Annotated in this window: 16 protein-coding genes; 12 read left to right on the top strand and 4 right to left on the bottom strand. The window is 72.2% G+C overall.

The genetic code is table 11. The annotated features are described in order from the left end of the window. Window positions 1-226: 226 nt before the first annotated feature. Window positions 227-964: an SAM-dependent methyltransferase gene (locus tag ACIBG4_RS36170; RefSeq protein ID WP_397206272.1), complete on the bottom strand. Its 738-nt coding sequence runs from the start codon at window positions 962-964 to the stop codon at window positions 227-229. A 1,422-nt stretch (window positions 965-2,386) separates the two neighbouring features. Between ACIBG4_RS36170 and ACIBG4_RS36165 the strand changes: the two genes are divergently transcribed. Beyond that, window positions 2,387-3,781 carry a hypothetical protein gene (locus ACIBG4_RS36165; protein WP_397206270.1) on the top strand — a complete coding sequence of 465 codons (1,395 nt, stop codon included), beginning with the start codon at window positions 2,387-2,389 and terminating at the stop codon, window positions 3,779-3,781. Between the two features lie 105 nt (window positions 3,782-3,886). Here ACIBG4_RS36165 and ACIBG4_RS36160 read toward each other — a convergent pair whose 3' ends face one another. Beyond that, window positions 3,887-4,828: an MBL fold metallo-hydrolase gene (locus ACIBG4_RS36160; protein ID WP_397206268.1), complete on the bottom strand. Its 942-nt coding sequence runs from the start codon at window positions 4,826-4,828 to the stop codon at window positions 3,887-3,889. Between the two features lie 112 nt (window positions 4,829-4,940). On the opposite strand from ACIBG4_RS36160, the gene ACIBG4_RS36155 reads away from it, so the two are divergent. Further along, complete coding sequence (locus ACIBG4_RS36155) at window positions 4,941-6,200, top strand: single-stranded DNA-binding protein (protein ID WP_397206266.1); 1,260 nt, start codon at window positions 4,941-4,943, stop codon at window positions 6,198-6,200. 198 nt (window positions 6,201-6,398) lie between these two features. On the opposite strand, the gene ACIBG4_RS36150 is transcribed toward ACIBG4_RS36155, so the two are convergent. Continuing rightward, window positions 6,399-8,141, bottom strand: a complete 1,743-nt coding sequence (locus ACIBG4_RS36150) for a DUF1015 family protein (protein ID WP_397206264.1) — start codon at window positions 8,139-8,141, stop codon at window positions 6,399-6,401. Window positions 8,142-8,337: 196 nt separating this feature from the next. Here ACIBG4_RS36150 and ACIBG4_RS36145 point away from each other — a divergent pair, with 196 nt between their 5' ends. Both ACIBG4_RS36145 and ACIBG4_RS36140 read left to right on the top strand, forming a co-directional pair. After that, window positions 8,338-8,682 (top strand): tetratricopeptide repeat protein, encoded by a 345-nt coding sequence (locus ACIBG4_RS36145; RefSeq protein ID WP_355446154.1) that lies wholly within the window; start codon window positions 8,338-8,340, stop codon window positions 8,680-8,682. 382 nt (window positions 8,683-9,064) lie between these two features. Beyond that, window positions 9,065-10,036, top strand: a complete 972-nt coding sequence (locus ACIBG4_RS36140; protein ID WP_397206262.1) for an HAD-IIA family hydrolase — start codon at window positions 9,065-9,067, stop codon at window positions 10,034-10,036. Between the two features lie 33 nt (window positions 10,037-10,069). On the opposite strand, the gene ACIBG4_RS36135 is transcribed toward ACIBG4_RS36140, so the two are convergent. Continuing rightward, a complete protein-coding gene (locus ACIBG4_RS36135) occupies window positions 10,070-10,417 on the bottom strand; it encodes an SCP2 sterol-binding domain-containing protein (RefSeq protein WP_355446149.1) in 348 nt (115 codons plus the stop codon). A gap of 145 nt (window positions 10,418-10,562) precedes the next feature. Here ACIBG4_RS36135 and ACIBG4_RS36130 point away from each other — a divergent pair, with 145 nt between their 5' ends. The 8 genes from ACIBG4_RS36130 (at window position 10,563) to murJ (ending at window position 19,099) form a co-directional block, all read left to right on the top strand. Continuing rightward, entirely contained in the window at window positions 10,563-10,721 is a 159-nt protein-coding gene (locus tag ACIBG4_RS36130) for a hypothetical protein (protein ID WP_310708894.1), read from the top strand. Beyond that, window positions 10,718-11,530: a TlyA family RNA methyltransferase gene (locus tag ACIBG4_RS36125; RefSeq protein WP_397206259.1), complete on the top strand. Its 813-nt coding sequence runs from the start codon at window positions 10,718-10,720 to the stop codon at window positions 11,528-11,530. Before ACIBG4_RS36130 ends, ACIBG4_RS36125 begins: the two co-directional genes overlap by 4 nt. Next, a complete protein-coding gene (locus tag ACIBG4_RS36120) occupies window positions 11,527-12,426 on the top strand; it encodes an NAD kinase (protein WP_397206257.1) in 900 nt (299 codons plus the stop codon). The genes ACIBG4_RS36125 and ACIBG4_RS36120 overlap by 4 nt, the downstream gene beginning before the upstream one ends. 30 nt (window positions 12,427-12,456) lie before the next feature. Next, a complete protein-coding gene (gene recN / locus ACIBG4_RS36115; protein ID WP_397206255.1) occupies window positions 12,457-14,208 on the top strand; it encodes a DNA repair protein RecN in 1,752 nt (583 codons plus the stop codon). A 73-nt stretch (window positions 14,209-14,281) separates the two neighbouring features. Further along, window positions 14,282-15,478, top strand: a complete 1,197-nt coding sequence (gene steA / locus ACIBG4_RS36110) for a putative cytokinetic ring protein SteA (protein ID WP_310709214.1) — start codon at window positions 14,282-14,284, stop codon at window positions 15,476-15,478. After that, entirely contained in the window at window positions 15,475-16,449 is a 975-nt protein-coding gene (locus ACIBG4_RS36105; RefSeq protein WP_397206253.1) for a copper transporter, read from the top strand. Before steA ends, ACIBG4_RS36105 begins: the two co-directional genes overlap by 4 nt. Window positions 16,450-16,467: 18 nt before the next feature. Continuing rightward, complete coding sequence (locus tag ACIBG4_RS36100) at window positions 16,468-17,319, top strand: hypothetical protein (RefSeq protein WP_397206251.1); 852 nt, start codon at window positions 16,468-16,470, stop codon at window positions 17,317-17,319. A gap of 136 nt (window positions 17,320-17,455) precedes the next feature. Beyond that, window positions 17,456-19,099 carry a murein biosynthesis integral membrane protein MurJ gene (gene murJ / locus ACIBG4_RS36095; protein WP_397206249.1) on the top strand — a complete coding sequence of 548 codons (1,644 nt, stop codon included), beginning with the start codon at window positions 17,456-17,458 and terminating at the stop codon, window positions 19,097-19,099. Window positions 19,100-19,120 lie beyond the last annotated feature (21 nt).

The raw sequence follows: 19,120 nt of genomic DNA, 5'->3' as shown, positions 1-19,120 counted from the left end.
TGGGAGAGTAGGTCACCGCCGGACAATCTTTTGATGGGGGTCCATGCGGGTCTGGCATTCGTGCCGGGCCTGTGTGGGCCCCTTTCGCATGCCCGGAGGCGTCCACGCCGGGCAACCATCGGGCCCGATGGGCCGGCCGGACGTACACCGGCAGACACACGGGCCCCGGTCGGACCACGACGCAGACATGCTCCTGGCGCGCAGAGTCACCGGAACACACCGGACATCACTGTCGTGCCACGAACACACCCCAGCCCAGGTACTGCCGGCCGTACTGCAGGTGCGCACGGCGAGACTTGTCCAGGAAGTCGCGGATCGCCGGCGCGTCGGAGTCGTCGGAGTTGGCGCGTAGCCAGTCGCTCAGCGTCCACCACTGGCTCGCCACGTACCGATCCCAGCTGTCCGGGTCGGCCAGCACCATCTCCACCAGCTCGAAGCCGGCGCTCTCCAGTTGTTCCGCCGTACCGGCCAGCGAGGTGAACGTCCCTTCGGGGATCTCCATGGTCTCGTACACCTCTGCGGGCGGCGGAGACTGCCAGAAGCACTCGCCGACCAGCGCGATCCCGTCCCGGCGGAGCGGCCGCCGCATCAGGTCCAAGGTTCCCGTCAGCCCGCCGCCTATCCACGTCGCGCCGATGCAGGACACGATGTCGTACGAGTCCGCCTCCGTCTCGTACGTCCGCGCGTCGGCTTCGACGAAGCTCACCTGGTCGGAGACCCCGAGGTCCGTGGCGCGCTTCTTGGCCGCGTCCAGGAACGTCGAGCTGAGATCCACCCCCACGCCCTGCAACCCGTAGCGGGACGCCCAGCGGCTGAGCATCTCGCCCTTCCCGCAGGCGAGATCCAGTTGCCGGGCGCCGGGCCGTATGTGGCATATCTCGCCGAGCAGATTGAGCTTGTCGTGGCTGAGGGGATTAAGGATGCGGTGACGCGACTCGGCGATCTCATGGAAGCGAAGAGACATGGCTGGCAGTCTTCCTGAAAACGGCAAAGGGAGCGACCGAATTGGCTCGTCGGCGAGTCACGTGGACGTTCGGAGGCTTGCTAGTCTGGAAGGAGCGGGCCACCCCCACGGGTGGCCTTCGTCGCGTAAGGCCCGAGGACGGGCGGCGGCGAGCCACGGCGGCCGTCATATGCGATGCGGGTCCGCTGAGTGAGCCAACGAAATGGACCAGAAGTGAACAGAGACAACGGACCCGACGGCGGACAGCGCGAGGGCGGCGAACACGGGGAGAGGCGTACGTACGGGAACAGAGACGGCGGGTACGGCTCCCGAGGCAGTGACCAGGGGGCGTCGCGGGGCGACCGCCCGTTCCGTTCTGACCAGCGCTCCGGCGGCCGCGACGACCGGGGGCCGCGCCGCGAGGGCGACGACCGCCGTTCCTCGCAGGACCGCGGCTCCGGCGATCGGCCCGGATACCGCGGCCGGGACGACCGCCCCGACCGTTCTGACCGCCCCGACCGTTCCGGCAGCGACGATCGCGGCCCGCGCCGTGAGGGTGGCTTCCGCGACGACCGCGGCCCCCGCCGTGAAGGTGGCTTCGACCGGGGTCCCCGCCGCGAGGGTGGTTTCCGCAGCGACAGTGGGCCGCGCCGCGAGGGGGGCTACGGTGACCGTGGTCCGCGTCGTGACGATGAGCGTCGCCCGTTCCGCGACCGCGATGATCGGGGTCCGCGTCGTGAGGGTGGCTTCGGTGATCGGGGTCCGCGTCGTGAGGGTGGGCAGGGCGACGGTCGTCCCCCGTTCCGCGACCGTGACGATCGGGGTCCGCGTCGTGAGGGTGGGCAGGGCGACAGTCGCCCCCCGTTCCGCGACCGTGACGATCGGGGTCCCCGTCGTGAGGGCGGCTACGGTGACCGCGGCCCGCGTCGTGAGGGCGGCTACGGTGACCGCGGTCCCCGTCGTGAGGGCGGTTTCGGTGATCGGGGTCCGCGTCGTGAGGGTGGGCAGGGCGACAGTCGTCCCCCGTTCCGCGACCGTGACGATCGCGGTCCGCGTCGTGAGGGCGGCTACGGTGACCGTGGTCCGCGCCGTGAGGGCGGTTTCGGTGATCGGGGTCCGCGTCGTGAGGGTGGGCAGGGCGACAGTCGTCCCCCGTTCCGCGACCGCGATGACCGCGGTCCCCGCCGTGAGGGTGGCTTCCGCGACGATCGCGGCCCGCGCCGCGAGGGCGGCTACGGCGACCGTGGTCCGCGCCGTGAAGGCGGCTACCGCGACGGTGGCTCCCGTGACGGTGGCTCGCGTCCCTTCTCCCGTGACCGCGACGACCGCGAGTCAAGTGGCACCCGCGCCAGGTACGGCAGGGCGGACCGGGACGACGCTCCGCCGCGCGAGCGGCTCCCCGAGGTCGCCCCTGACATCACCGCCGAGGAGCTCGACAAGGAGGTGCGCGAGGAGCTGCGTTCCCTCCCAGGCGACCTCGCCGAGCTCGTGGGCCGGCACCTCGTCGCCGCCGAGCGGGCCTTGGAGGAGGACGATCCCGACCGGGCGCACGAGCACACCAAGGTGGCTCGCCGGTTCGCTGCCCGTATCGGCGTCGTCCGGGAGGCGGCGGGCATCGTCGCTTACCACGCGGGGCACTACTCCGAGGCGCTGAGCGACCTGCGCGCGGCCAGGAGGATGACGGGGTCCGACGCGTACCTGCCGGTGATGGCCGACTGCGAGCGTGGTCTCGGTCGTCCCGAGCGTGCCCTGGACCTCGTCCGCTCTCCGGAGGCCGAGCGCCTCGACCGGCCCGAGCGTATCGAGCTGGCCATGGTCGAATCCGGCGCCCGCCGTGACCTCGGTCAGAACGACGCCGCGGTCATCACGCTCCAGCGGCTGCCGGAGCTGCGCGACCCGGAGCCGAAGCCGTGGTCGGCGCGGCTCGCGTTCGCGTACGCCGACGCGCTGCTCGACGCCGGCCACCAGGACGCGGCGATCGACTGGTTCGCCAGGGCGATGGCCTTCGACGGCGAAGGGGAGACCGACGCCGCCGAGCGTTACGCCACGCTGACCGGTGCCGTCATCGACGACCTCGAAGAGGACTACGAGGACGACGACGACCTCGACGTACCCCTGGACGATGACGCCGCCTTCGGCGCCACGTCTTCTCAGGACGCCGAGCAATCCGAGCAGCCTCAGCACTCGGACCAGTCCGGGCACTCGGAAGCGGACGCTGAGAACGACCTCGGCGAGGAGGACTCGGACGAGGAAGACTCCGAGGAAGACTCCGATGAAGAGGGCTCCGACGAGGAAGACGCCGATGGGGAGGCCTCCGACGGGGACGACCTCGGCGAAGATGTTCGTGTCGAGGACGGTGGGTCCGTCGGGCAGCAGGCGTCCAGCGAGTCCGCGGTGACCGCCGATGCCCAGGACGTGTCCGCCGAGGACGTGTCCAAGCACGACGTCGCCGACGATGAGGGCGCCGAGGAGGACGTGTCAGGTGGCGATGCCACACACGACGCTCCCACCAAGGACGCTCCCGCCAAGGGCGCTTCCGCTGCTGCGGTCACCGAGCCCGAGACCGGGACCGCCGCCTCCACGGCGGGCGAGCCGAGCGACAGCCCGGCGGCCGACCCGGTAGCGGAGGACGTTCAGCAGGCAGGGGACAGCCCGGCTGCCGCCGAGGACGTCAAGTCGGACCCCGGCGAGGCTGCCGGCTCGAAGCGGTCGGCCAAGGCGAAGCCCGGGGCCGACTCCGCCCCGGACATCAACTTGGCGTTCATCGAGCCGAACTTCGGCGACATCCTGGACCAGCCCGACGAGCCATCCGAGGACAGGCCCAAGCGCGACAGCTGACGCCGTCGTGATCGCTCACTGAAGGTCTGTGAGACGTACCGCGAGGACAAGCAGACGGTACGGCCGGCACACCCCACGGTGTGCCGGCCGTACCGTTCGTGCGTTTCAGGACTGCGATTGTCTCGGGGAGACCCGGTTGAGCCAGTGGAGGATGCCCGCGACGTTGGAGGGCGCCCCGCTCAGCAGCTCCAACTGCTCGGCCGCCTCGTTCTCCAGGTCCACCGCCGCGTAGCGCTCCTTGGTCTGGTCCCACACCATGGCGACGGCGTGGTCGAGGTCCATGCCTTCCGCGTGGGCCTGGCGGGTCAGATCCACCCAGACGCGCAGTTCTTCCGCGGAACGCTCGAGAGTCTCCTGAACAGCGTCCACCGGCCCGTAATGGCTGAACAGCAGCCGTTGCGGGCCGAGCGCTCTGAACAGGGCGATCGAGTCGAGCGCCGTGTCCAGGTCGAAGTCCGGCGGCGGCGTGGCGGGACGCAGGTCGCCGGTCTCGGGGAGGTAGACGCCGGCCGCGTCGCCGACGTAGAGGTCGCCGGTGCCCGAGTCGACGAGGCCGATGTGGTGCTTGGCGTGGCCGGGCGAGTAGTGGCTGCTGAGCGTGCGTCCGTTGCCGAGGTCGATGGCGCCGGTGTCGCCGAGGGCGACGATGCGTTCGGCCTCGGTCGGTGTGAGCTCGCCGAACAGTGTGTCGAGCTGGTCGCCCCAGACCATCCGGGCGCTGGCCATCAGCCGTGACGGGTCGGCCAGATGCCGGGCACCCTTCTCGTGTACGACGATCTGCGCGGAGGGGAAGAACTTCGCGATGTCGCCGACCCCTCCGGCGTGGTCCAGATGGATGTGGGTGACGACCACGGTCGACAGGTCGTCGGGACCCACTCCCAGCGAGGCCATGGCGTCGCGCACCACCGGTGCGGAAGTCGACGTCCCGGTCTCGACCAGGCAGGGCCGGTCAGACAGGATCAGGTACCCGGCGGTTATGCCCGAGTATCCAGCCATTTTCGTGTCGATCTCATAGACGTCGCCGCCGAGGGCGGTGATGTTGTCCACAGGAGCTCCCGAGCCAGCGGTCCGCTATCCCCAGAACGACGTTCGAGCCGCTCCGGCCTTGCCCACATCGTAGAGAGTGATCCCCACCGGAGCATCGGATGGGAGGACGGCAATGGACCGCAACGAGGTCGTGCTGGTAGGGAGGCTGTCCGCGGCAGCCGAGGTCAAGAGGCTGCCTAGTGGTGACACCTTGACCAGGTGGCGCGTGGCCGTACGCAGGGACCGCCCGCACCCGAAAGGGGGCGTGATGACGGACAGCATCCCGTGCGTCACCTTCGACGCCGCGACCGCAGCCGTGGTGCGTGAGCTGAAACCGGACGATCCGCTGGAGGTGCGGGGCGCGTTCCGCTGCCGCATCTTCGGTCCGTCGTCCGGCAAGATCTGGCGCTACGAGGTGGAGGTCTTCGCCGCGGAGCCGGCCATCACCGCGTCGGTCACCGCGGAGCCGGTCACGTCGGTCCTGGATCTGTCTCTGGACGGTGAGAGCCGCCGCCCGTCCAGGCGACCGCGCGCATCCGTGCCTTCACCCGCCGCAATCGGTTCCGGTGCGCTGAAAAACCAGATCACGGCCCCGGTCACCGCTCCGGCGAGGGCCGCCAGCGCCCCAGGGTCCAATGACAGTCTCGCCGCAGAAGGCATGCACGCCCCACAAGGCATGGGCTCGCCCGCGCGTCCACCGTCTCCACCGACCGCGAACGCACTGCCCAGCGCGAGCAACTCCGCCAGGCCGACGGCCGTCGCACCCGCGCACGACCCGGCCGCCGGGCCACCCCGGCCCGCGGCAGGACCCCGAACCACCGAAAGAAGCCCCGCAACGCCAGACCGTGCGGCGGCCACCTCGCCTACCCTGGTCGCAAAGCCGCCCGTCGCCACGGATCCTTCCGCGGTCAGCGAGCGATCCTCGCCCAGCGAGAGTCGCACCGTGGCCAAATCAACCGTGGCCATACGGCGTCCCGCCGCCACACAGCACCCAGCGGTGGCACGGCCTCCGCTGACCGTAAGCTCATCCCCGACCGGAGGGCCACCCCCGGCCGGTGAAACTCCTGGGGCAAGAGAAGCGCCTAGGGTCGGCGAAACTTCCGGCCGCGCTGTGCGCGGATCCGCGGAAACACCCATGGTGGCGAAGCCTCGCATGCACGCACCGCCCCCATCGCGTCCGACACTTCCACGTCCGGAGGAGACGACACTTCCACGTCCGGGGGAGACAGCGTCGCCACGTCCAGTGGAGACGGTGACGCCGTGCCCCATGGAGACCACGACGCCGGAGGACCATGACCCGCCAGGCGCTCCTTCTACGCCAAGCCGCCTGCAAACCATGATCGACACGTGCAGATCCGCCGGCAGAGGTGTGCTTTCGCGAACTCACCGCTGAAAAGCACCGGCGGCAGGCCGCCAGCGGGCATGGGCGTCGTCTTCGGGCTCAAGCGGATGACGTCCAGCACCCGGGTCCGGGAGGTGCGGCCGCTCTCCAGCGCCGGGTTGGCCTCACTCCTGTGAGGATGGTGCCGGGACCAGGCCTTTGTAGATCCCGGCCGGTGCGAAGGCGGGCGGGCCACGTACGTCCTTGGCCTCAGTCGGTGGCGAAGGTGCGGAGGATCAGGCCGGTTCGGGGCTTGGGGCCGAAGGAGGTGGATTTGCGGGGTACACGTTCGCCGGCCGCGGCGACCGCCAGGACGTCGGCGACCGCGAGTGGCTTGAGGATCACCGCCGTTCCTCCCGCGCGGGCGGCCTGCTCCGCCGCGGAGCGCGCGTCGTGGTGGACGATCCGTACGGTCTGCTCGTCGTCCTGCATGTCCCAGACCTTGGGCATCAGGAACTCCGTGAGGATGGAGGTGTTCAGGGCGTTCCAGCGGTCCGAGCGATCGGCGGGCATGGCATGGGCCAGTTGCATGGGGTCGGGGTCGGTCAGCAGGTGGGTGCCCCCTTCGCCGGCGAGCAGAAAGGCCGGCCCCGAGGTCGCGTCGAGTGCCGCCAGCCCTTCGGTGAGGCTGGGGTAGTCGTGGACTCGCCATGCGCCCTTCGCCCTGGCCGCCGCCTCTGCGAGGGGCAGGGCAGGGATGACTCGATGGATGGCCTTGAGGTCGGGCGGATAGGCGGAGACGTCGACCAGCAGCGCCAAGCCGAAGTCCCATGGGCCCGACTCCGGCCTGGCCGTCGACGTCTCACGTGCCTGAGGGGCATCCGCGGTCACGCTGCTCGTGCCGGTTCCGCGGCCGAAGGAAGCCGGGTCGGTTCGGCTGAAGGAAGTCGTGTCGCTTCGGCCGAAGGAAGCCGGGTCGGTTCGGCCGAAGGTAGTCGTGTCGGTTCGGGGAGAGGACGTCGAGTCGGTCCGGGGGGATGTCATATCGGCTTGGTCGGCGGAGGAGGTCGTGTCCGCCTGGAGTGAGGAGGCGATCGCGTCGTTCAAGGGGGAGGCGCTGGTGTCGGTTGCCGTGAGGTTGGCGGGGTGGGCGGGCGGGGTCTGGGTGCGGGCCGTGTGTTCCTGGCGCTGGAGGACCCGGTACGTGGCGTACCTGTGGTGGCCGTCCGCGATGAGGGCTTGGCGGGGGCGGAGGTCGGCGTTGACGGCGGCGATCTCGGTCGCGTCGGTGATCGCCCACAGGCGGTGCGTGAGGCCGTCCTCGGTGTGGGCCGCGACCAAGGGCTCTCGCGTGGTGGCCACCTCGTCCACGAGCCGCGTCGCCTGGCCGTCGCCGCCGTCGTACAAGAGGAAGATGGGCTCCAGGTTGGCCTGGGTGGTGCTCATGAGCGCGAGCCGGTCCGCCACCGGGCCGGGGAAGACGTGCTCGTGGGGGAGGATGATGCCCTGTGTCGGGTCGGCGATGCCCACGTCGCCGATGAGGCCGCGCTGCAGGATCCCGGGGCCGCGCTGCTCGTACACGTACAGGGCCGGGAGGGCGTCCGTCGTGAGGATGCCCGCCTCCAGCCACGCGCGCAGGGTGTCACGGGCCTCCGCGTAGCGGGTCTCGTCAATGTCGGACGCCGTCGCGGGCTGGCCGTCACCGGCGTCGTTCAGGTCGGTGGGGGCCCCGACTTCAGTGCTCTCTGGGCTGCCCAGGCCGCCCCCGCCAGCCACAGGTACGGCGTCGGCGTTCCGCCTGGCGTTCGTCGGCTCGGCCGGCGTGGTGGGGCGGGGAAGGATGAGGCGGACCACGTTGTTGGGATGGGAGTCCAGCAACGCCCGGACGTCGTCGTCCGCGATCAGGTCATAGGGCGGGGAGGTGACCTTGGCGGGGTCGTCCACGGCGAAACGGACACCGCGGAAGGGGCGCAGCACCAGGCCGTCGGGCACCGGCAGTTCAGGACTCCCCATATCGGGCATGCTCCCTTAAAGGTCCGAATCTTCCAGAAGCCGCCCCAGCACCCCGTCGCGCCCGACTCCGTGGCGAGCCGAGCGGAGCCGTCGTCTGCCGATGAAGGAGGCCTCACGCATGGTCCAAGGTAGAAACGTCCACGATGATTCCCCCGGCACCCCCGAAGGTGACGTTTACGACTGGTACCAGCGTGGGGTGAAGCTTCTCAAGGAGGGTAGTCCGGCCGCTGCGGCCGCGCTGCTGGAGCGGGCGGCGCTCGCCGAGCCCGATTCGCGCAGCATTCTGGAGGCACTGGCGCGGGCGCAGTTCAATTCGCGGCAGTACGCGGAGGCGGCGGAGAGCTTCCGGCAGATCGTTGACGCCAACCCGGCTGAGGATTACGCCCATTTCGGTCTCGGATTGTCGCTGTGGCGCACCGGGGACGTGGAGGGCGCTCAGGAGCCGCTGGCCATCGCGGTGGCGATGCGTCCTGACGAGCGGCACTATGTGTCGGCGTTGAAGAGCGTGCGGGCGACGTTGCGCGCACGGCGGGAGATGTGACAGGCGGCCCGGGCAAGCTCTCCGGACCGGGTGGGTGGCCAGAAGCGTGCGGACGGGCGGCGTTAGAGTCTCCGTGGTGGTGCCGCAGTGTGAGGTGGCGCCCGGCCGGACGTGGCGAGGTGGGGCGGGCCGGACGTGGCGAGGTGTGTCCGATGTGGCGAGGCGATGGCACGTGCCTCGATGTGTGTCGAGCGCATGGGACCACGGAAAGGGCCGTGCGGTTCGTGGCGTGCCGCGTACACGTCGCGTCGTGACGGGATCGGCACATGACCCGAGGCGACGCGCCCGCCTCTGAAGCAGAGCGTCACGTGGCGCACTTTCCGTCGCGGCCCCGGACCGTGGCGGGGAGCGGATCAAGGACCAGAGAAGCGAAAGGCGACCCGTGCTGATCGACGGTTACGACACCCTGCTGCTCGACCTCGACGGTGTGGTCTACCTGGGCAGCCACGCCGTCCCCGGCGCCCCCGAGGCGCTGGAGGAGGCGCGGGGACTGGGCGTGCGGCTGGCGTACGTGACCAACAACGCCTCCCGCACCCCCGCCGCCATCGCCGCGCACCTGCGCGAGCTGGGCGTGTCCGCCGTCGCCGGCGACGTGGTGACCTCGGCGCAGGCCGCCGCCCGGCTGGTCTCCGAGCGGGTGCCGGCGGGCTCGAACGTGCTGGTCGTCGGCGGTTCCGGGCTTCGGCTGGCCGTACGGGACCGGGGGCTCAGGCCGGTGACCACCGCGATGGACGCGCCCGTCGCGGTGGTGCAGGGCATCGCGCCCGGCCTGTCGTACGGGCTGCTGTCCGAGGGGGCGCTGGCCGTGCGGCATGGCGCGCTGTTCGTGGCCTCCAACGGCGACAGCACCATGCCGACCGGCCGGGGGGAGTTGCCCGGCAACGGGGCGATGGTGCGGGTGATCGCCGCCGCCACCGGAGTGGAGCCCGTGTACGCGGGCAAGCCGGACCCGCCGCTGCACCGCGAGTCGATGATCCGCACCGGGGCCCGGCGGCCCCTGGTCGTGGGCGACCGGCTCGACACCGACATCGAGGGCGCCACCAACGCCGGGGTGGACAGCCTGCTCGTGCTGACCGGCGTGGCGACCCCGCTGGACCTGCTCACGGCCGGACCGGCGCACCGGCCGACGTACGTCGCCGAGGGGCTGGGCGCGCTGTCGCAGCCGTATCCGGAGGTCCGGGAGGGCGCCTGCGGAGGCTGGCGGGCCCGCTGGGAGGACGGCGCGCTGTGGCTGGAGGGCGACGGCAGCCGGATCGACGGCCTGCGGGCCGCCTGCGACGCCGTCTGGGCGGCCGTGGGAGAGGGACGTGCCGAGGAGGACGCGGTCAAGCAGGCGCTGGACCGCGTGGGCTGAGACCTCGTGAAGCCGCTCAGGAAGCGGCAGGAGTCAGAGCAGGCGGCGCAGGCGCAGCAGGTCGCCGAAGCTGGCGTCGACCTTCACCCGCCCGCCCAGCAGCGCCCGCGCCATGTCCAGCTCCCCGTCCACCAGCGCCACCAGGTCGTCGCTGCCGATCGTCAGCCGCACGTCCGCCGGTCTGCCGTCCGCCGGCGGCTCCTCCGCGAAGGGGTCGAGCCCGTCGTGGTGCAGACGGCCGTAGAACATCAGACCGAGATCGGAGACGCGGCAGCTCACCGTGCGTTCCACCACGTGCCGCGCGCGGTCCTCCGCGTCGATCTCGTCGAACTGCGCGACGAGCTTGGCCAGTGCCGCCCGGCACTCCTCGACGCTTGCCATGGTGTCCACCCTTTCGCTCATCTTTACGGACGCCTGACCTTCACCGACGTAGCGTTCCACATCGCTGGGGTGGCGTATGCCCCGTCAACGTGTGACACACCCGCCAAGGTGCCTGCGCGCTCGCGAGAGGCGTTACCTTCGTGTCATGAGTGCGCTGCCGGAGGAGACCGGAGACGAACGGGTCGACGCGGTCGTCACGGGGCTCGGCCGCCTGGCCGGCCTGCCGGTGAGCGAGCACGTGGCGGTGTTCGACGAGGCGTTCGCCGGGCTGGAGGCCACGCTCGCGGCCGTGGACGACCAGTGAGCCGCAGGATACGCCTGGACAGCGAGATGGTGCGCCGCGGCCTGGCCAGGTCGCGGGAGCAGGCCGTCCAGCTCATCGAGGCGGGCCGCGTCACGGTCTCCGGGCAGCGGGCGGGCAAGCCGGCCACGCAGGTCGACACCGCCTCGCCGATCGTCGTCGCCGAGTCGGCCGACGGGCCCGACTACGTCTCGCGCGGCGCGCACAAGCTGCTCGGCGCGCTGAAGGCGTTCGGCGCCCTGACCGTCGAGGGGCGGCGCTGCCTCGACGCCGGCGCGTCCACCGGCGGCTTCACCGACGTGCTGCTGCGCCACGGCGCCGCGCGCGTGCTCGCCGTCGACGTCGGCTACGGCCAGCTCGCCTGGTCGCTGCGCACCGACGAGCGGGTCACGGTGATGGAGCGCGTCAACGTGCGCGACCTCACGCCTGACATGGTCGGCGAGCCGCCGACGCTGGTGGTGGGCGACCTGTCGTTCATCTCGCTGCGGCTGGTGCTCCCGGCGCTGGCGGACGTGGCCGCCCCGGCGGCCGACCTGGTGATGCTGGTCAAGCCGCAGTTCGAGGTGGGCAAGGAGCTCGTCGGGGCGGGCGGCGTGGTGCGCGACCCGGAGCTGCGGGCGCGCGCCGTGCGCGACGTGGCGGGCCGCGCGCTGGAGCTCGGCCTGTCGGTACGCGGGGTGACGGCCAGTCCGTTGCCGGGCCCCTCCGGCAACGTGGAGTACCTCCTCTGGATGGGCAAGGGGGAGGGCGAGCCTCCGGTGGAGGACCTGGAGGCCGCGATCGAGCGCGCCGTCGAGGAAGGGCCGCGATGAACCGTACCGTGCTGGTCACCGTGCACACGGGGCGGGAGGCCGCCGTCGACACCGCACGCCTCGTCATCAAACGCCTGGTCGGCGCCGGGCTGACGGTCCGGGTGCTCGACACGGAGGCCGACGAGATCCGCTGCTCCGGGGCGGAGGTGGTGCCCGGCGAGCCGGGTGCCGCCAAGGACGCCGAGGTCATGATCGTGCTGGGCGGCGACGGCTCGCTGCTGCGCTCGGCCGAGCTGGCCCGGCCCACCGGCACGCCGCTGCTGGGCGTCAACCTCGGCCACGTCGGGTTCCTGGCGGAGGCGGAGGTGGCCGACCTCGCTGCGGCGGTCGACAGCGTCGTGGCGGGCCGCTACGACGTCGAGGAGCGCATGACGATCGACGTCCTCGCCCGCCAGAACGGCCAGACCATCGCCGACACGTGGGCCCTGAACGAGGTGTCGGTCGAGAAGCGCGACCGCATGCTGGAGGTCGTGGCCGAGATCGACGGCCGCCCCCTGTCGCGCTGGGGCTGCGACGGCGTCATCTGCGCCACCCCGACCGGCTCGACCGCCTACGCCTTCTCCGCGGGCGGTCCCGTGGTGTGGCCGGAGGTGGAGGCCCTGCTCATGGTGCCGATCAGCGCCCACGCGCTGTTCGCCCGGCCACTCGTGGTCTCGCCCCGCTCCACGCTCGCGGTCGAGACCCTGCCCGACACCCCGGGGGGCGTGCTGTGGTGCGACGGGCGGCGCCGGTTCGACCTGCCGTCCGGGACCCGCGTGGAGGTACGCAGGGGCGCCCGGCCGGTGCGCCTGGCGCGGCTGCACGGCGTCGAGAGCAGCGGCGCGCCCTTCACCGACAGGCTGGTCGCCAAGTTCGAACTACCCGTCCAGGGCTGGCGCGGAAGGGTGCGTCCCTGAGTGAATGGACTGTGAGGCGCGTAGGATCACATGCGCACAGGTGTTCGGGGTCAGGAGCGACGGGAGTGGGCAGTGCGACCTAGGGTCGAGGAGGTCCGCATCCAGGGACTCGGCGTCATCGATGAGGCCGTGCTCGAGCTTTCGCCGGGGTTCAACGTGGTCACCGGCGAGACCGGGGCCGGCAAGACGATGGTCGTCACCGGGCTCGGCCTGCTGTTCGGCGGCCGGGCCGACCCGTCGCGCATCCGGCCGGGCGCCGACAGGGCCAGCGTCGAGGGCACGCTCGTCATCGAGGCTGGCGGCCGGGTCGGCCAGCAGGTGGAGGACATCGGCGGCACCGTCGACGACGGCGAGCTCATCATCTCCCGCACCGTCTCGGCCGAGGGCCGCTCGCGTGCCTGGCTGGGCGGGCGCGGCGTGCCCGTCGGCACCCTGACGTACCTGGCCGACGACCTCGTCGCCGTGCACGGCCAGATGGACCAGCAGCGCCTCCTGCAGCCCGCCCGCCAGCGCGCCGCGCTCGACCGCTATGCGGGAAATGACCTGGTCAAGCCGCTGCGGGCCTACACCCAGGCGTACAAACGGCACAAGCAGGTCGCGGCGCTGCTCGACGAGCTGACCACCCGCGCCCGCGAGCGGGCGCAGGAGGCCGACCTGCTGAGGTTCGGCCTGGAGGAGATCGAGAAGGTCGACCCGAAGCCCGGTGAGGACGTGGAGCTGCGCGGCGAGGAGGAGCGGCTGTCGCACGCCGACGCGCTGCGCGGCGCCGCCACCAGCGCTCACACGGCGCTGCTCGGCGACCCGATGGAGGCCGTCGACGGCGCGCACGACGTGATCTCCCTGCTCGGCGAGGCGCGCGCGGCCATCGAGGCCGTCCGTGACTTCGACACCGAGCTGGCCGGGATGGCCGACCGGCTGGCCGAGGCGGGCTACCTCGTCTCCGACGTGGCCACCGACCTGGCCTCCTACGCCGAGTCGATCGAGGCCGACCCCGGCCGGCTGGCCGTCGTACAGGAGCGCAGGTCGCTGCTGTCGGGGTTGATCCGCAAGTACGGCGTGGACGTCGCGAGCGTCCTGGAGTGGGCGCGGAGCTCGGCCGCCCGGCTCACGGAGCTGGAGGGCGACGACGAGCGCATCGAGGAGCTCGCGCGCGAGCACGAGGAGCTCACGGCCCGGCTGACCGAGCTGGCCGCCGAGCTGACGCGCGTGCGGGAGGCGGCGGCCGAGCGCTTCGGCCAGGCCGTCACCGAGGAGCTGACCGCGCTCGCGATGCCGCACGCGCGGGTGGTGGTCCAGCTCTCGCGGGCCGCCGATTTCGGGCCGGAGGGCGTCGACGAGGTCGAGCTGCGCATGGCCGCCCATCCCGCCGCGCCGCCGCTGCCGCTGACCAAGGGCGCCTCCGGCGGTGAGCTGAGTCGCGTCATGCTGGCCATCGAGGTGGTGTTCGCGGGCGCCGACCCGGTGCCGACGTTCGTGTTCGACGAGGTCGACGCGGGCGTGGGCGGCAAGGCCGCGGTCGAGATCGGCCGGCGGCTGGCCAGGCTGGCGCGCACCGCGCAGGTGATAGTCGTCACTCACCTGCCGCAGGTGGCGGCCTTCGCCGACCAGCATCTGGTGGTCGAGAAGTCCGGCGACGGCAGGGTCGTGCGCAGCGGCGTCGTCACGCTCGACCACGAGGGACGGGTGCGGGAGCTCTCGCGCATGCTGGCCGGGCTGGAGGACTCCGAGCTGGGCCGGGCGCACGCCGAGGAACTGCTGGGACTGGCCGCCGCGGAGCGATGACTGTCTGTGACAAACTGGACACGCGCCGCGATGATGGGCCGTTGAGCTGTTTCGCTCTGGCAGGATGTTCATGATGAAGGTTCCGGGAAGCAGGATGCCGGGCCTCCGCGGCAGGAAGGTCGACGACCTTCCCGGTGTCACGGCAGTGGCGAGAATCGATCGACGGACGAAGAGGCTCACCAAGCGCCTCCAGCCCGGTGAGATCGCGATCATCGATCACGTCGACGTCGACCGGGTCAGCGCGGAGGCGCTCGTGGCATGCGGTGTGGCGGGCGTGGTGAACACCGCGGCCGGTATCAGCGGCCGCTATCCGAACCTGGGACCCCAGATTTTGCTGGAAGCGGGAGTGCCCTTCGTCGACAACGCCACCCCGGAGCTGTTCGAGCGGGTCAAGGACGGCGACGTCGTACGACTGCACGAGGGCGTCGTCCACCTCGACGACATGGTGGTCGGCAAGGGCGACGAGCAGACGGCCGAGGCCGTCGAGGCCGCCATGGCCGAGGCCCGCGCCGGGCTCGCGGTGCAGATCGAGGCGTTCGCCGTCAACACGATGGAGTACGTCCGCGGCGAGGGCAAGCTGCTCATCGACGGCGTGGGGGTGCCGGAGATCCGCACCACGATGGAGGGCCGGCACGTCCTCATCGTGGTCCGCGGCTACCACTACAAGGACGACATCGCCACCCTTCGCCCGTACATCCGCGAGTACCGCCCCATCCTCATCGGCGTGGACGGCGGGGCCGACGCGCTGCTGGAGGCCGGCTACCTGCCCGATGTGATCGTCGGCGACTTCGACTCGGTCTCCACCAAGGCGCTGAGCTGCGGCGCCGAGCTCGTCGTGCACGCCTACCGCGACGGCCGGGCCCCCGGCCTCGAACGCGTCCACCAGCTCGGCCGCGAGGCCGTCATCTTCCCCGCCACCGGCACCAGCGAGGACATCGCGATGCTGCTGGCCGACGACAAGGGCGCCGAGCTCATCGTCGCCGTCGGCACCCACGGCACCCTGGAGGAGTTCCTCGACAAGGGGCGCTCCGGCATGGCCAGCACCTTCCTCACCCGCCTGCGCATCGGCAGCAAGCTCATCGACGCCAAGGGCGTGAGCAGGCTCTACCGCAGCCGCATCTCCACCCCGCAGCTGCTCCTGCTCGTGATCACCGCGCTGATCACGATGGGGGTCGCCCTCGTCATCTCGCCGATCGGCCAGACCTGGCTGAACGGTCTCCAAGACGCCTGGAACGCGTTCATCTTCTGGCTGGTCGGACTTTTCTCGTGATCGATTTTCGCTACCACCTCGTCTCCATCGTCGCGATCTTCCTTGCGCTGGCCGTGGGCATCGTCATGGGCACCACGCTGCTCCAGACACCCGCGATCGAGACCGCCAAGAGAACCAGCGACCTGATGGCCAAGACCAACAACGACCTGAGGTCCGAGCTCGACGTCCGGCGCGGCCGGGAGGCGGCCGACGACGCCTTCGTCACCGCGTTCACCCCGCGGCTCGTCGCCGGCGCGCTGAACGGCGAGCGTGTCCTGCTCGTGGAGGCGCCCGGCGCCAGCAGCACCTACCGCGAGGCGCAGCAGCAGGTGCTTCTCCAGGCGGGCGCCGCCATCACCGGCCGCGTCACGCTGACCGACAAGTTCCTCGACGCCAAGAACCAGGGCGTGATCGACGGGCTCGTCACCCAGCTCAAGCCGCGCGACATGGCCCTGGCCCCGTCCGCCGGCGCCTACGACAAGGCCGCGGCTCTGCTGGCGGCCACGCTCGTGACCACCGACCAGGCCCAGGCAGGCACCGCCAACCCCGCCACCGCGGCCGTGCTCGGCGGGTTCGAGGCGGGCGGCCTGCTGAGCATCGACGACGAGCCGGCCAAGCGGTCCACGCTGGTCGTCATGTTCGCGCCGGAGCGGGCCTTCGAGGGGGACAAGGCCGAGCCGCAGGCCGCCGCCCTGCTGTCCCTTGCGCGCGGGCTCGACGCCGCCGGCAAGGGCACCGTCATCGCCGGCAGCGTCACCGCCGCCTCGGCCGGCGGCCTCATCACCGCCGCCCGCGACGACAGCGACCTGATCAAGCGCGTCTCCACCGTCGACAACGTCGACATGCCCGCGGGCCGCACCGCGATCGTCTACGCTCTGCGGGAGCAACTCGACGGACGGGCCGGCCAGTACGGCATCGGCGCCAACGCGACCGCGCCCATGCCCGCCGTGCCCAACGCCACCCCGACCGCGACCCCCTCTTCCGGGGGCTGACCCCCTCTGGGAGCTGACATGGCCCGTGGCCTGCTCCACGCGCTGGCCGGTGCCGCCCTGGGCGCCGTCGCCGCCCGCGCCGTCTACACCCTCCTGACCCGGGCCAGGCCCCAGGACCCGGATGACCGCTGGACCCGTAAGAACCACCGCGGCGAGCCGATCACCCTGCTGGAAGGCCCCGCGTTCGTCGCCGGCGCGGGAGCCGCCGCCGCGCTCGTCCCGGGTCTGCCGCCGCGCGTACGGCTCGCGGCGCTGCTCGCCGGCGGGGGCAGCGGGGCGCTCGGCGCCTACGACGACCTGTACGGCACCACCTCCTCCAAGGGTTTCAAGGGTCACCTGAGCGCGCTCACGCGCGGAGAGGTCACCAGCGGAGCCGTCAAGATCCTCGGCATCGGCGCGACCGGGCTCGGCGCCGCCGCGCTCGTCTCCGGCGGCCCCGCCGACACGCTGGTCAACGGCGCGGCCATCGCCGGCGCCGCCAACCTCGCCAACCTGTTCGACCTGCGGCCGGGCCGCGCCATCAAGGTCGGCCTGCTCACCGGCGGGCCGCTGCTGGCCGCCGCCCTGCTCCGCGACCGGCCGGTGAGCGCCGCGCTGGCCGCCGTGCCCCTCGGCGCGGCCGCCGCGCTGCTGCCCGACGACCTGGGGGAGCGGGCCATGCTCGGTGACGCGGGCGCCAACGCGCTGGGCGCGCTCCTCGGCCTGGCGGCGGTCACCACGCTGGGACGGCCTGGCAGGCTCGCGGTGCTCGGCACGGTCGCGGCGCTGACGGCCGCCTCGGAGAAGGTCAGCTTCACCAAGGTGATCGCCGGCAACCGGGTGCTCAACCGCCTCGACATGCTGGGCCGCCGCCCCGTCGACCCGGTGTGACCGACGCGCTCACGGCGGCCGGGGTCCCAGGTGACGGGGCTGTCGGTGCCGCCTGCCAGGATGTCAGCGTGATCGGGGCATTGGTGGCGCACGCGGCCCGGCGGCCGGCCGGCCGGCCCGCCGCGGGGAGGACGTCGTGACGGCCCGGCTGGCGCGCGGCGTCGCCGGGGGCGCCATGCTCATCGGCGCCATCACGATTCTCGCCCGCGTGGCCGGCTTCGCCAAGCAGTACGCCTTCGCCAGGACCGTCGGCACCAACTGCCTGAGCACCGCCTACTTCACCGCCAACCAGATCCCCAACATCATCTTCGAGGTCGTGGTGGGCGGGGCGCTGGCCGGGATGGTCGTCCCGGTCCTCGCCGGTGCGGCCGCCACCGGCCAGGACGGCGGCGCCGGGCGGGCGCGGGTGGAGGCGATCAGCTCCGCCCTGCTGAGCTGGGTGCTGGTGGTGCTCGTCCCCCTCGGCGCGCTCACCGCGCTGCTCGCCGGGCCGATCGTCGGGCTGTTCCTCGGCGGCGAGGTGAAAGGCTGCGACGTCTCCGACATCGCGGGCGTCCAGGCCGTCGCCACGCGCATGCTCGTCGTCTTCGCCCCCCAGATCCCCCTGTACGGGGTCGCGGTCGTCCTCTACGGCGTCCTGCAGGCGCACAAGCGGTTCGCCGGGCCCGCGCTCGCCCCGCTGGTGTCCAGCATCGTGGTCATCGTCGGCTACCTGCTGTTCGTCCCGCTCAGCGGCGACTGGGCGAGCCGGGACGGCCTGACCGTCCTGCCGCGCCCGGCCGAGCTGGCCCTGTCCGTGGGCACCAGCCTCGGCGTGCTCGCGCTCGTCCTCACCGTGGTGGGACCCGTCGCCGGGCTCGGGCTGCGATGGCGGCCCGCGCTCCGCTTCCCGCCCGGCGTGGCCGTCCAGGTGCGGCGGCTGGCCATGGCCGGCGTGGCCGCGCTCCTCGCCCAGCAGGCCGCCATGGTCGTGGTCGTGCTGCTGTCCAACAAGGCCGTGGGCGGCGGGGCGCTCGCGGTCTACAACTACGCCTGGGCCATCTACCTGGTCCCGTACGCCGTCCTGGCCGTGCCCATCGCGACCAGCGCCTTCCCCAGACTGTCGGCGCGGGCCGAGGCGGGGGAGACGGCGGCGTTCTCCGCCCTGGCGGCCGGGGCGAGCCGGGCGGTCGTGGTCGTGTCCGGGCTGGCCGCCGGCGTGCTCGCCGCCACCTCGGAGCCGGGCGCGGCGGTGTTCCTCTGGACCAAGAGCGACGTGCCGCCGGACGACCTGGCGCGGACGATCGCGCTGTTCGCGCCCGGCCTGCTCGGCTACGGGCTCATCGCGCACCTGAGCCGCGTCCTGTACGCGGCGGGGCACGGCAGGGCCGCCGCCACCGGCACGGTGACCGGATGGGTCGTGACGATGGTGGCGCAGGCGGTGTTCGCTCTCACCTTCCCCGAAGGGTGGCGGATCGCCGGGATGGCGCTCGGCATGAGCGTGGGCATGACCGTGGGCGGAGCGCTGCTGATGGTGTCCGTCGTACGCGCGCGGGGACGTGAAGCGGCGGCCGGCCTGGGACGTGCCGCGCTTGCCGCCGTCGCGGGCGGCGTGGCCGGTTACCTCGCGGGGGCCGGCGTCGTGGCGGCGCTCGATCCGCAGGGCTTCTGGGGACAGATCGGCGCGCTGCCGGCGGCCGCGGTCGCGGCGCTGGCCGCGGGCGGGCTCGTGGTGGCGCTGGTGGACCGCGACGACGCCAGGGCCCTCGCGGGCACGCTGGTCCGCGGCAGACGGTCCTGAGCTGTTCACAGGTGTTGTCCG

Origin of the sequence: Nonomuraea sp. NPDC050383, assembly GCF_044459125.1 — a bacterium.
GTDB lineage: Bacteria > Actinomycetota > Actinomycetes > Streptosporangiales > Streptosporangiaceae > Nonomuraea.
The sequence above is the reverse complement of the archived record's forward strand: the minus strand, read 5'-3'. Positions and strand labels throughout refer to the sequence as shown.

Coding starts and splice junctions, on each gene's coding strand:
- ACIBG4_RS36170 (WP_397206272.1), bottom strand. CDS start 964: ATGTCTCTTCGCTTCCATGAGATCGCCGAGTCGCGTCACCGCATCCTT.
- ACIBG4_RS36155 (WP_397206266.1), top strand. CDS start 4,941: ATGGACCGCAACGAGGTCGTGCTGGTAGGGAGGCTGTCCGCGGCAGCC.
- ACIBG4_RS36150 (WP_397206264.1), bottom strand. CDS start 8,141: ATGGGGAGTCCTGAACTGCCGGTGCCCGACGGCCTGGTGCTGCGCCCC.
- ACIBG4_RS36135 (WP_355446149.1), bottom strand. CDS start 10,417: ATGGCAAGCGTCGAGGAGTGCCGGGCGGCACTGGCCAAGCTCGTCGCG.
- ACIBG4_RS36130 (WP_310708894.1), top strand. CDS start 10,563: ATGAGTGCGCTGCCGGAGGAGACCGGAGACGAACGGGTCGACGCGGTC.
- ACIBG4_RS36120 (WP_397206257.1), top strand. CDS start 11,527: ATGAACCGTACCGTGCTGGTCACCGTGCACACGGGGCGGGAGGCCGCC.
- recN (WP_397206255.1), top strand. CDS start 12,457: ATGCGCACAGGTGTTCGGGGTCAGGAGCGACGGGAGTGGGCAGTGCGA.
- steA (WP_310709214.1), top strand. CDS start 14,282: ATGAAGGTTCCGGGAAGCAGGATGCCGGGCCTCCGCGGCAGGAAGGTC.
- ACIBG4_RS36100 (WP_397206251.1), top strand. CDS start 16,468: ATGGCCCGTGGCCTGCTCCACGCGCTGGCCGGTGCCGCCCTGGGCGCC.